The sequence below is a fragment of the Alcanivorax sp. DSM 26293 genome (genome assembly GCF_900107995.1).
Taxonomy (GTDB): domain Bacteria; phylum Pseudomonadota; class Gammaproteobacteria; order Pseudomonadales; family Alcanivoracaceae; genus Alcanivorax.
The window spans coordinates 1-13,250 of sequence record NZ_FNUM01000001.1; the positions used below are offsets into that span (position 1 = coordinate 1).

Here is a 13,250-nt window from a genome sequence, read left to right on the forward strand (position 1 = left end):
GCTTCCGGGCACAGTTGCTCGGTCAGCGGGTTGGAGCCCAGCAGCAGGTCCTGAACGTCGCTGAAATTACCGCCAGCTTCGGTCAGACAGTCCAGCGGCGTGGTCGGGCCCAGGTCGGCTTCGGAGGTTTCCGGGCAGAATTGCGCCAGTACCGGCTGCAGCGGGTTGCCATCGGCACCCGGCAGGCCACCGCCACCCGGGGCAAGACCACCGGCCGCTTCCGTGAAGCAGGCAGCGGGATCGATCGGGCTGTTGGCCGCCGCTTCCGGGCACAGTTGCTCGGTCAGCGGGTTGGAACCCAGCAGCAGGTCCTGAACGTCCTGGAAGTTGCTGCCCGCTTCTGCCAGACAGTCAATCGGTGTGGACGGCCCCAGGTCTGCCATCGCGGTTTCCGGGCAGAACTGTTCAAGGGCCGGAGCGAACGGATTGCTGCCACCGTCGCCGCCGTCTCCGCCATCGCCACCATCACCGCCGCCGGGGATATTGCCCAGGCCGAGCAGTGCTTCGGTGAAACACTGGGGAGGGTCGATACGGCCATCCGCATTATCCATGGGACAGATCTGCTCGGTCAGCGCATTGCTGGCGGTGAGCATGTCATAGATTTCGATGTAGGCACGGCTGGCTTCGTTCAGACAGTCGATGGGCGTTTGCGGTCCCAGTTCCTGTTCGCCGGTTTCCGGGCACAGCTGGGCGAACAACTGGTCAGCACCAGGCATTTCGCCACCGCCGCCACCGGGCAGCCCGCCCTGGCCGGCCGCTTCTGCGAAGCAGCTGGCAGGATCGAAGTCATCGCTTGCAGCTTCTTCCGGGCACAGCTGATCGGTAAGCGGGTTGGAGCCGCCGATCATGTCACCGATGTTCTGGAAATTACCGGCCGCTTCCTGCAGACAGGCTGCCGGGAAGGTGGCAGAACCGTCAAAGGAGGTGTCGGTATCGTAAAGAAAATCCTGATCCAGCATTTCGCCGTTGAAGGTCAGCGTGGCATCGAACACCTCCGCCGCTTCCGGGCAAAATTGCTGTACCACTGGATTCAGAGACAGCTCATAGCCGGTATCTTCCTCGGCAGCCTCCTCGCTTTCATCCAGACAGGCTTCCGGGTCTACAGCTCCCCCCTCTCCTGCATCACCGGACGCGCCGGGACACAGAGCATCGGTAAGCTCGTTCTGATCGTCGATGATCTCTGCGATTTCTGGAGGCAGGGCACGGGCCGCCGGACCAGAGTCGGCAGGCGTAGAACTGCTACCCCCACCGCCACAGGCCGTCAGCAGAGCCGCAAGGGCGCTACTGCCTACCAGAAGTTTTAGTTGATTAGCCAAGATGAACCCCTCCATCGTACTTTGTCGTCGTTATGGCTTCCGAACGGAAGCTGGCATCAGCGACTATGGAAGGGATGTGCAATCTGATGTAGAGCAAGGAAGTTGGTGGACTGTAAGCAAGCGTAGCCAGCGTTACGGAAGCGTTTCTGAACCCTGATCAGGGCTACTTTTGATAACAATTTACCGGTTGCGTGGCATATCCTGCCCCCCCCACCACCTTGGCCCGGGCACGCACATGGCTGTGGCGATCCTTGTCATCAAGGTGGCCGTGCACAAAGGCACCGATTTCCTGCAACGCCTGACCCGCTTCCGGCAGCCAGGCTGCCAGGGCGTGGAAGACATGGGGCATCCGCTCCCAGACCTGTAGCTGGCAATCCACACCCGCCTCCTTTGCCTGGTCGGCAATGCGCACCGCATCACTGTAGAGCAGCTCGGTACTGCCCACCTGTACCAGCAACGGCGGCAGACCGGTGAAGTCGGCAAACACCGGCGACAGCATGGGGGATGCCGCGTCGTAGCCACGGCTGTAGGAGGCGGAGACGAAGTTCAGGGCACCCAGGGGAATCAGTGGCTCCTTGTCCGCATTGTCCCGGATGCTGTCACCGGAACAGGTCAGATCGCCCCATGGGCTGATCAATACCGCTGAGGAGGGCAACGGCAGTTTCAGTTCCCGTAACCGCAGCAGGGTGACCAGTGCCAGGTTACCGCCGGCGGAATCCCCGGCAAAAACGATATGTTCACTGCTGTAACCACTGTCCAGTAACGCCTTGTAGGCGCGCACCGCATCTTCCAGGGGAGCCGGATACGCCCAGTCCGGTGGTTGCCGGTAATCCAATGCCAGGACCTTGGCCCGACAGTAATGACTGAGCCGCCAGGTGACGGCGCGATGGGAACGGGGCGAACCAAAAAAATAGGCGCCGCCGTGGAAGTACAACACCACCCGGTTACTGCGTACCCGCCGCCCGGTGATCAACCATTCCCCGGGCACACCCCCCACTTGTGCCCGGGCAATATGCACGTCGGACGGTACCGGCAACGCCAGCGTGACCGCATCGAATCCCAGTTGGGAAAATTTCATGAAACGGCGGGAGAATTTCAGTCGGCTGATTACCGGCTTGACCATATTCCTGGCCACCACATTGATGGCCCTGCCCTGCCAGCTCAGTGCTGGATAATGTTTCTTGTTGTTCTTCATGGCTTGCGCCGCATCGAAACTGTTGCTTCGAGACTAAGCGTTGATCGTGATACGGGCAAGGTAACAGGAAAGCGGGAAATGTAGAAACGTGCGAAACAGATCTGCACCGCCTTCAATTTTTATTTTTGTTGTAGGAGCTATGCTTGCATGGCGAAGAGGTACTCGTCGCCCTGAAAGGCTGCTGGAAAGCGCCGTGTTTTCGCCATGCAAGCATAGCTCCTACAAAAGATCGGTGGCCAATGTGTAGGGTGGGTTAACCGGGGAAAGACAGTGGCGAGTTACGAGGAGCGAGTTACGAAAAGCGAAAAGCTACCCCTCTGTTGTTTCACGGTTTTGATTTTCGAAACTCGAAACTCGTATCTCGCAACCCGCCCCTCCATCAAACGCTGCAGCTTTCCAGCAGGCCGCGCAGTTCCGGGATGCAGGAGCCGCAGTTGGTGCCGGCCTGGCAGCCTTTGCCGATGGCTTCCACGCTGTCTGCACCCTCTTCCACTGCGGCCTGGATGGTTTTCTCGCGCACCTGAAAACAGCTGCAGATCACGGGTCCCAGGTCAGGACCGGCATCCACCGGTTGGCCGGCAAGCAGCGCCAGGTGCGGGGTGTCTGCCTCGTCAGCGAAACAGTTGGCCAGCCACTCCACATCGCACAATGGCAGGGCGTCGCCGATGGCCAGCCAGGCCAGCAATCGGCCCTCACTGTCCAGGGCAGCGCGGCGGAAGTGTCCGGTGGCAGGGTCGTTGAGTGCCAGCCACTGAGCGGCGTCGGGAAGCCAGTCGTGCAGCTGTTGTTCGGTTAGGTCCGCATCGCCGGCCAGCCGATAGCGCTGTACCTGGCCCGCCTGCAAAAATGCATCGACGGGAACTCGGGCCCAGTACTCCACGGCGGGAGGGGGCGCCGCCGTGAACAACCAGCCATGCCAGCGGGGTTGCCAGTCGCTGACGTTGACCGGCGTATGCTTGAACGCCGGCTGGCCGGAATGCGGATCCAGACGTGCCGGCACCAGGGCATCCACCCGGGCACGGCGAGAAAACTGATCGGTCCAGTGCATGGGCATGAAGGCGGTGCCGGGACGTTGCCCGGCATCGCTGGTGACCCGCACCAGGGCGTCACCGACCTTGCTGGCAAGGCGTACAAAGCCGCCTTCCTTGAGCCGGTAACGTTCAATATCGTTGGGATGCAACGCCGCAAACGGTTCGCTCAGGTGGGCAAACAGACGTCCGGCGCGGCCGGTACGTGTCATGGTGTGCCACTGGTCGCGGATACGGCCGCTGTTGAGAATGATCGGGAAGGCATCACCGATCCGGTGGACGTTGGGATTCTCGCAGGCCACGAAACGGGCACGACCATCCGGCGTGGCGAAGTGTCCGTCGCCGAAGCAGCGAGGCTCCCCTTGCAAGGGCCACTGTTGTGGCTGCCATTGCTCATACTGGTCGGCGCTCAGCTCCGCGGCAGCAGTCATATCCAGCCGCTTGCCAAATCTGCCCGCCAAGGCGGTGAGCGCCGAGTACTCGGCAAAAATCTGATGTTCGTGCTGGTAGGGAAACGCGGAAGCGTAGCCCATGCGCCGGGCCACTTCGCTGATAATCCACCAGTCCGCCCTGGCATCACCCGGGGCTTTCACAAACGGACGCTGCCGTGACACGCACCGCTCGGAGTTGGTCACCATGCCGGATTTCTCCCCCCAGCCCAGGGCGGGCAGGCGAATATCGGCGCAAGCCAGGGTGTCGCCGCTGGCCACGCAGTCGGAGACCACCACGGTGTCACAGGCCATCAGTGCATGGCGTACCCGATCCGCTTCCGGCAGGGAATCCACCGGGTTGGTGGCCATGATCCACACCGCTTTTACCTGACCGCTTTCCACCGCATTGAACAGGTCCACCGCAGTGAGGCCGTTTTCAGTGGCCAGGGTGTCGGTCTGCCAGAAATTGGCCACGGCTGCGTGGTGTTCCGGGTTATCAATATCCAGGTGCACGGCAAGCTGGTTTGCCAACCCCCCCACTTCGCGACCGCCCATGGCATTGGGCTGGCCGGTGATGGAAAACGGGCTGGCGCCGGGCTTGCCCACCCGGCCGGTGGCCAGGTGGGCGTTAATGATGGCGTTCCCCTGATCTGAGCCGTTGCGGGCCTGATTAACGCCCTGGGAAAACACGGTAACCGTCCGGTCGCAGGCGGCAAACCAGTCATAAAAAGTGGTCAGGTCCTCCTGGCTGACCCCCAGCTGCTCGGCCAGGGTAGCCCAATCATTGCCCTGCTCCCGTGCTGTGGCCAGCGTAGCCGCGAACCCCTCGGTGTGGGCATGGATATAGTCGCGGTCCAGGCCATTGTGATCATCCAGCCAGGTGAGCAGACCGTTGAAAAGCTGCACATCCTGGCCGGGACGTATGGCCAGGTGCAGGTCGGCCAGATCACAGGTGGCCGTCCGGCGGGGGTCGATCACCACCACTTTCATGTGCGGCCGCGCCTGTTTCGCGGCAGCGATGCGCTGGTACACGATGGGGTGCGCCCAGGCGGTATTGGAGCCGGTGAGAATCACCAGGTCCGCCAGCTCCAGATCCTCGTAACAACCGGGCACCACGTCTTCGCCAAACGCCCGCTTGTGGGCAACCACCGCACTGCTCATGCAGAGGCGGGAGTTGGTATCGATGTTGGCGCTGCCAATAAACCCTTTCATGAGTTTGTTGGCCACGTAATAGTCTTCAGTGAGCAACTGGCCGGACACATAGAAGGCCACCGCATCCGGACCGTGTTCTTCGACGATACGGCGGAAACGTTCGGCCACTTCATCCAGGGCGCGATCCCAGGAGACGCCCTCCCCGTTGACCTGCGGCTGCAACAGACGATCCTGATCGCCCAGGGTTTCCAGTACCGAAGAGCCTTTTACACACAGGCGACCGGCATTGGCCGGGTGCTGCGTGTCACCCTGCAGGGTAATGCCATCGGTTTTGATGCCGCAGCCCACGCCGCAGTAAGGACAGGTGGTGCAAATACTCATGCGGCAAGGTTCTCCTGGTTGTCGTCGCCAGGGGCCGGAAGATTGCAGAAGGCTTCCCCCAACAGCAGGCTGGAACGCACCGCACTGATATCCGTGCGGTTCCGCCACAGGCTTTCATAGAAAGGAGCTTCGGCCACGCTGCCATACAACACCATGCCGGTGATGCGATTGTCGCAAAGCTGCAGACGGCAATAACTGCCAGGCAAACTCAGCTGCAGGGTGTCACCCTCTCCGGAGAAATCCCCGAAGGAGACCAGATCGATGCCGGAAATCTTCAGCCGGGTGGCGCTATCTGCATACAGATAACGACGGTGACCCAGCTCGGCCAGATGGCTGGCACAGACCGCCGCCTGTTCATACAGGGGCGCTACCAGACCAAAGGTACGCTGGCGATGCTCCACGCATTCGCCGATGGCATAAATGGCCGGGTCGAACGTTTGCAGGGTATCGTCGACGCGAATCCCCTGGTTCACGGTCAGACCGGCCTGTTCGGCCAGGGCCATACGGGGCACGATCCCCACCGCCTGGACCACATAATCCGCAGGCAGGCGTTGGCCATCGCCCAGCTGAACGGCGGTGACAGCGCCCCGCCCGTTGTCTTCGATGGTTTGCGTACGGGCCTTCATGACAAACTTGAGCCCCCGGGCTTCCAGATCCTGTTGCAGGCGATGGCCTGCCGCCTCATCCAGTTGCTGGTTAAGCAGGTGGCCACGGCTGTGTACCAGCGTCACATCGTGCCCCTGTTTCACCAGGGCATCCGCCGCCTCCAGGCCCAAAAACCCGCCGCCCACCACCACCACCCGGCCAGGGGGCAGGGACAATAGTGTTCTGACGTCATGCAGATCACGAAAGCTCATGACGCCTTTCAGGTCCACACCGCCCACCGGCAACTGGCGCGGTGCCGCCCCGGTGGCCAGCACCAGGCGATCATAATCGAGTCTGTGTCCCGCAGCGGTGATCACCTGTCGCCGATGGCGATGAATCTGTACCACCGGCGAGCCGGTGATAAGGCGAATATCCCGGTCGCGATACCACTGGTGGGGATAGGTGGTAATGGTCTGCTCGTCCGTACCGCCCCCCAGCAAGGGGGACAGCATGACCCGGTTGTAACCGGCAAAGGGCTCCTCCCCCACCACCGTGATCTGATACAGATCCGGCGCCAGGCCAGTGAGCTCCTCCAGCAGGCGGCACGCCGCCATGCCGTTACCGATGACTACCAGTCGCTTCATTACCGCATCGCCCTCGTGCTGTTCAGGCCGGGATGGCCAGCTTTATCACGTCCCCTTCCACCTGAACCGGATAGACCGTGAGGGAGACTTCCTCGTCTTCCAGACACTGACCGGTTTCCAGGTCGAAATGCTGCTTGTAGATTGGCGATGCCACCACGCGCTTGTCGCCCAGGGAGCCAAGGATCCCCCGGCTCAGCACATTGGCCTGGCTGAACGGGTCGCGATTATCCAGAGCGTAGAGATTGCCATCGCGGGTGCGGAACAGGGCGGCCTGGCGCCCGGGCAGACGGACGCCCACCCCGGTGCCCGGCAGCACATCATCAAGCTTGCAGACGGTTTGCCACTGCACGGCTACAGAACTGTTCATGCTCATGCCTCCTCGACCAGTTCGATACGTTCATGCTCATAGGCCGGACGACGCTGACCCCGCTCACGCACGTATTTCAGATTGTCATCGGCACTGTCATCGTTAACGAAATGTTTGAAACGTTTCAGCGCTTCATCGTCTTCGATGGTGGTCTTCCACTCACACTGGTAGGTGTCAATCACGTGTGCCATTTCCGCTTCCAGCTCGGCACCGATACCCAGGGAGTCCTCCAGAATCACCTGCTTCAGGTAATCCAGGCCCCCTTCCAGGTTTTCCAGCCAGACGCTGGTGCGCTGCAGGCGATCGGCGGTCTTGATGTAGAACATCAGGAAACGGTCGATGGTCTTGATCAGTGCTTCGTCGGAGAGATCGGACGCGAACAGGTCCGCATGGCGCGGGCGCATGCCGCCGTTGCCGCACACATACAGGTTCCAGCCTTTCTCGGTGGCGATCACCCCCACATCCTTGCTTTGTGCTTCGGCACATTCGCGGGTACAGCCACTGACCGCCATCTTGATCTTGTGGGGACTGCGCAGGCCCTTGTAACGCTCTTCCACCTGGATAGCGGTACCGACCGAATCCTTCACCCCATAGCGGCACCAGGTGGAGCCGACACAGGATTTCACGGTACGCAGGGACTTGCCGTAGGCGTGGCCGGTTTCAAAGCCGGCATCCACCAGGGTGCGCCAGATATCCGGCAACTGCTCCACGCGGGCACCAAACAGATCCACCCGCTGGCCACCGGTGATCTTGGTGTAGAGGTCGTATTTCTTGGCCACTTCACCGAGCACGATCAGCTTGTCCGGCGTAATTTCGCCGCCGGCCACACGGGGCACCACGGAATAGGTACCGTCGCGCTGCAGGTTGCCCAGGAAGTAGTCGTTGGTGTCCTGCAGGCCCGCGTGGGGCTTCTTCAAGACGTAGTCGTTCCAGCAGGACGCCAACACCGAGGCGACCGTGGGTTTACAGATGTCACAGCCGTCACCGCTACCGTGTTTTTCCAACAGTTCGTCAAAGGTGGTGATCTGACCGACTCGCACCAGGTGATAGATTTCCTGACGGGAATACGGGAAGTGTTCGCACAGGTGGTTGTTCACTTCCACACCGCGTTTTTCCAGTTCGCTGTCCAGTACCTGTTTCACCAGTGCCGAACAACCGCCACAGGTGGCGGAGGCCTTGGTGCAGGATTTCAGGTCGCCAACGGTCATGGCACCGCCATCAATGGCCGCGCACAGATCACCTTTGGAGACGTTGTTGCAGGAACAGATCTGGGCGCTGTCAGGCAGGGCATCGGCCCCCAGCAACGGCGCACCATCAGAGACCGGCGCCACCAGGGCGGCAGGGTCACCGGGCAGGTCCATCTCATTCAGACAAAGCTGCAACAGGTTACCGTAGTCGTTGGCATCCCCCACCAGTACCGCACCGAGCAGTTTCTTGCCGCACTCACTGATCACCGCCTTCTTGTAGATACCGGCGGTCTGATCCATGAACACGGTGCTGCGCGAACCGGGGGTATTGCCATGGGCATCACCAATGGACGCCACATCCACGCCCATCAGTTTCAACTTGGTGCTCATGTCCGCACCGAGGAACTGTTTTTCCTGCTTGCCCATCAGATGTTCGGCCGCGATCTCCGCCATCTGGTAACCCGGTGCCACCAGGCCGAAGATGCGCCCTTCCCACAGCGCCACCTCACCAATGGCATAGATGTTGTCATCGGAGGTGACACAGTGGTTGTTCACCACAATCCCGCCTCGCTCGCCGATTTCCAGTTCGCAGGCGCGACCCAGTTCGTCCTGGGGACGAATCCCGGCAGAGAACACAATGACATCGGTTTCCAGATGTCTGTCTTCACCGAAATTCATTCGATGTTTGCAGCTTTCCCCGTCGACAATATCCCGGGTTCCGGTGTTGGTGTGCACAGTGACACCCAGCTCCTGGATCTTGTCCCTGAGCAGGCCACCCCCAAAGTCGTCCACCTGCACGGCCATCAGGCGCGGCGCGAACTCCACCACATGGGTTTGCAGACCCAGATCATGAAGGGCTTTTGCCGCTTCCAGACCCAGCAGGCCACCCCCCACCACCGTGCCGACCTTGCCATCCTTACTGGCGGCGATAATGGCATCCAGATCCTCAATGGTGCGGTAGACGAAACAGTTGTCCCGGTCGTTACCGGGAATCGGCGGCACAAACGGATAGGAACCGGTGGCCAGCACCAACTTGTCGTAACCCAGTGTCTCGCCGGTATGGGTGGTCACCGTACGAGCGACACGATCAATGACGTCCGCCTTGGTATTGAGCTTCAGCGTGATGTTGTGCTGATCAAAGAAACCGTCCGGCACCAGCGACAGGTCATCGGCAGTCTTGCCTGAGAAATAGCCGGTTAGTCCCACGCGGTCATAGGCCGGCAGTGGCTCCGCGCACAATACGGTAATGTCGAAGTGCTCGCGGCCACCCTGGGCTACCAGGGACTCCAGATAACGTTGACCCACCATGCCGTGGCCAATAAGTAGAAGTTGTTGCTTTGCCATAAGGCTCACCCTCGCGGTGCATGACTGACACTCACCACTGAGCAAGCCCTGTGCCAACTTGATAACCCCATGTTTCCAATAGATTTATTGGTTTTTTCTGGCAATAAATCCAAAAAAACTGCTTTCTTTTAATGCGTTCATGCACGAGAAAAATGCATTTTTCCGTGCACCTACATGGCACAAAAACGCTCCGCATTTGCGCACAGGGATTGTCTTATTGCGGCTGCATTTCATTTTATTTTATTGAAAACAGTCACTTACCAAGGTGGCACAGGAGTTGCTCAGATCAGCCCGTCGTTAACCGCCCATGCATGGAGAAGTCATGAGCGATCAAAAGCTGAATCTGTTGAACCTGTCCGCGCCGCGTATCCGCCTGTTGCACCTGAGCTGGCTGGCGTTCTTTATTACCTTTGTTGTCTGGTTTTCCCATGCGCCATTAATGGGGCACCTTCGGGAAGCCTTCGATTTGAGCCCGGACCAGATAAAGGCGTTGCTGATACTTAACGTGGCCCTGACCATTCCTGCACGGGTGATCATCGGCTCACTGGTGGACCGCTTCGGTCCCCGACTGGTGTTTGGCTCACTGCTGATGCTGGCCGCGCTCCCCTGCTGGGCCTTCGCACTTTCCACCAGCTATGAACAGCTGGCAGTCACCCGTCTGCTGATGGGGTTTGTGGGGGCCGGCTTCGTGGTGGGCATCCGCCTGATCAGCGAGTGGTTTCCGGCCCGGGAAGTGGGCCTCGCGGAAGGCGTTTACGGGGGCTGGGGCAACTTCGGCTCCGCTGCCGCGGCGATTACCCTGCCTTCCCTGGCTCTCCTCTATGGCGGCGAAAACGGCTGGCGCTGGGCCATTGCCACCACCGGTGCCGTGGCCTTCCTCTATGGCACCTTTTTCCTGTGGCGGGCACGCAACACGCCCCAGGGGGCGTCCTACTTCAAGCCGAAGAAAGCCAGCGCCCTGGAAGTGAGCAGCAAGAAGGACCTGTTCTTTTATCTGGCCATGAGCCTGCCGCTGTACATTGCCCTGCTTGTCATCGTCTGGCGCCTGGGCCCCACCAACCTGAATCTGTTTGGCCAGACCACCCAGTTACTGTTGGCAGCACTGATTATCAGCCTGGCCGTGATACAGCTCGGTCAGGCCTGGCGGGTCAACCGTGATCACCTCAAGGAAGGGGTTCCTGAACACGACCGCTACAGTTTCAAGCAGGTGGCGATTCTGGATCTGGCCTACATGGTGACCTTTGGCTCCGAGTTGGCAGTAGTGTCCATGCTGCCGCTGTTCTTTACCGATACCTTCAGCCTGAGCGCGGTCACCGCCGGTCTGCTGGCCTCCGGCTATGCCTTCATGAACCTGGTCGCTCGTCCCGGTGGCGGCTGGGTCTCCGACAAGTTCGGGCGCAAAAAATCCCTGGCTATCCTGCTCTGCGGGCTGATGGTGGGTTACGGCCTGATGAGCCAGATCGGCAGCAGCTGGCCCATTGCCCTGGCGGTGATTGCGACCATGTGCTGTTCCTTCTTTGTGCAGGCTGGCGAGGGGGCCGTGTTTGCCACCGTGCCGCTGATCAAGCGCCGCCTTACCGGTCAGATCGCCGGTATGGTGGGTGCCTACGGCAATGCCGGCGCCGTGATCTTCCTGACAGTGCTGACCTTTGTGGATCCGTCCACCTTCTTCCTGGTGATTGCCGCCAGCGCGGCCGTGGCCCTGGCCGCCGTGCAGTTTCTGGATGAACCCAAGGGGCATATTGCGGAAATCGACGAAAAAGGCGACGTTCAGCTTATTGAGGTGGGCTGAGTCTTTCCGCCACGTCATACACAGGAGTTTTGATCATGGATGTAGCCAGCGCCACCGCTACCGCTCCGGAAGCCGCCTCCGAACCGGACCTGCACCCGCAGGTTCGCATCGGCCAATACAGCGATCCGGGGCCCAAGTTGCATAACCAGGATGCCCTGGCCATGCAGATTCCCGAGGGCCCACTGTTACGTACCAAGGGTATTGTGGCCGCCCTGGCCGATGGCCTGTCCAGTGCCGGTGCCGCCCGGGAGGCGGCGGAGTCCTGCGTACTGGGATTCATCAATGATTACTACGCAACGCCAGCGCTGTGGAGTGTGCCACGCTCTGCACAGCGGGTGCTGGAAGCGCTCAATCGCTGGCTCTGCCGTCAGACACTGGCCGGCGAGAGCCACCTTTGCACCCTGTCATTGCTGATTCTTCGCTCACGCACGGCGCATCTGTTTCAGGTGGGGGATTCCCGCATCTGGCGGCTGCGTAATGAGCGACTGGAATGCCTGACCCGGGACCACAGCCGTATCATCGGTGACAACCGTCAGGTGCTTACGCGGGTGATGGGCGGCGATACCCGCCTGGATGTGGACTACAGCAGCAGCGACTTGCAGGTGGGCGATGTGTTCCTGCTCACCAGTGATGGGGTCCACGGTTTTCTGTCCCGTTCCCGCATGCAGGGCATCGTCCGCGCCAGTGGCCAGCCGGAGGTGGCCGCCCGCAGCCTGGTGGAAGCGGCCCTGGCCAGTGGCAGTGATGACAACCTGAGCTGTCAGGTACTGCAGGTGGATGGCCTGCCGGACGCCAGCGCCGACGAAGCCCTGCGCCAGCGCGGCAGCCTGCCGTTGCCGCCCCCGTTAAGCCCGGGTATTCGCCTGGACGGTTTCACCGTGAAGCGGGAGCTTTACGCCAGTGTGCGCAGCCATCTGTATCTGGTGGAGGATGACAGTGGCAAACCCTCGGTACTGAAGACGCCATCAGTGAACCTGGAAGATGACCGGGATGCGCTGGAGCGCTTTGTCATGGAAGGCTGGGTGGGTCAGCGACTGCGCAATGCCCACCTGCTGCACACCCTGCCGCTGCCGGACAACCCCAGCTGCCTGTATCAGCATCTTGAGTTCATTGACGGCGTCACCCTGCAACAGTGGCTGAAGGAACATCCGGATGTGGCCGTGGAAGAAAAACTGTATCTGGCGGACCAGTTACTCAACGGGGTCCGCGCCCTGCACCGGGCCGATGTGATCCATGGCGACCTGAAGCCGGACAACATCATGGTGGATACCCGCGGGTTGGTTCGCATCGTGGATTTCGGGAGTTGCCATTGCCGTGGCATGGAGCAACACAATGCCGGCATTCCCCTTGGCACCCGGGATTACAGCGCCCCGGAACTGCTGGATGGCGTCGCCCCCAGCGAACAGAGCGATCTGTTTTCCGTGGCGGTGATCATTCATGAAATGCTCACCGGATCGCTGCCCTGGCAGGGCCGCTACGAAAAGTCCGCCCATCGACCCCTTCCGCCCCTGCAGGGCCACAACGCCTTCGTGCCGCTGTGGATCAACAACGTGCTGCAGATCGCCCTGCAACACCAACCCAAACAACGCTTCACCGATGCCGCCGAATTCCGCGATGCCCTGCGCCGCCCGGTACGCAGCCGCAAACCGGTCATCGACAACGACATCCGGCAACAGCGCATCTGGAAAGGAATCAGTATTGTGCTTATGGTGTTGTTGCTGATTAGTGTGGCGGCGAAATAATTAATAATGAATAGTTAATAGCTGCCCTTACGAACAGCGGCCCATGACCCAGGGCTCTGGCGGGGCGCTACCCCTTACCGAATAGC

At 60.6% G+C, this 13,250-nt stretch carries 7 protein-coding genes and 1 pseudogene; 2 read left to right on the forward strand and 6 right to left on the reverse strand.

What is annotated here, in order from left to right; all coding sequences use genetic code 11:
- From C4S63_RS00005 to nirB, 6 genes and pseudogenes are all read right to left on the reverse strand, one after another.
- A pseudogene (locus C4S63_RS00005) lies at window positions 1–1,316 on the reverse strand (hypothetical protein); the annotation flags it as partial.
- Between the two features lie 163 nt (window positions 1,317–1,479).
- The gene (locus C4S63_RS00010; protein WP_103916324.1) at window positions 1,480–2,511 is read right to left on the reverse strand and encodes an alpha/beta hydrolase; all 1,032 of its coding nucleotides are present in this window, start codon (window positions 2,509–2,511) and stop codon (window positions 1,480–1,482) included.
- A 379-nt stretch (window positions 2,512–2,890) separates the two neighbouring features.
- Window positions 2,891–5,503, reverse strand: coding sequence for a nitrate reductase (locus C4S63_RS00015; RefSeq protein ID WP_103916325.1), 2,613 nt, complete (start codon window positions 5,501–5,503; stop codon window positions 2,891–2,893).
- Window positions 5,500–6,732 carry an NAD(P)/FAD-dependent oxidoreductase gene (locus tag C4S63_RS00020; protein WP_103916326.1) on the reverse strand — a complete coding sequence of 411 codons (1,233 nt, stop codon included), beginning with the start codon at window positions 6,730–6,732 and terminating at the stop codon, window positions 5,500–5,502. The genes C4S63_RS00015 and C4S63_RS00020 overlap by 4 nt, the downstream gene beginning before the upstream one ends.
- 22 nt (window positions 6,733–6,754) lie before the next feature.
- A complete protein-coding gene (nirD, locus tag C4S63_RS00025; RefSeq protein WP_062816585.1) occupies window positions 6,755–7,099 on the reverse strand; it encodes a nitrite reductase small subunit NirD in 345 nt (114 codons plus the stop codon).
- A 2-nt stretch (window positions 7,100–7,101) separates the two neighbouring features.
- Entirely contained in the window at window positions 7,102–9,630 is a 2,529-nt protein-coding gene (nirB, locus tag C4S63_RS00030) for a nitrite reductase large subunit NirB (protein ID WP_103916327.1), read from the reverse strand.
- Window positions 9,631–9,952: 322 nt separating this feature from the next.
- Here nirB and C4S63_RS00035 point away from each other — a divergent pair, with 322 nt between their 5' ends.
- Both C4S63_RS00035 and C4S63_RS00040 read left to right on the forward strand, forming a co-directional pair.
- Window positions 9,953–11,422, forward strand: a complete 1,470-nt coding sequence (locus tag C4S63_RS00035) for a NarK family nitrate/nitrite MFS transporter (RefSeq protein WP_063509223.1) — start codon at window positions 9,953–9,955, stop codon at window positions 11,420–11,422.
- 35 nt (window positions 11,423–11,457) lie between these two features.
- Window positions 11,458–13,164 (forward strand): bifunctional protein-serine/threonine kinase/phosphatase, encoded by a 1,707-nt coding sequence (locus tag C4S63_RS00040; RefSeq protein WP_103916328.1) that lies wholly within the window; start codon window positions 11,458–11,460, stop codon window positions 13,162–13,164.
- Window positions 13,165–13,250 lie beyond the last annotated feature (86 nt).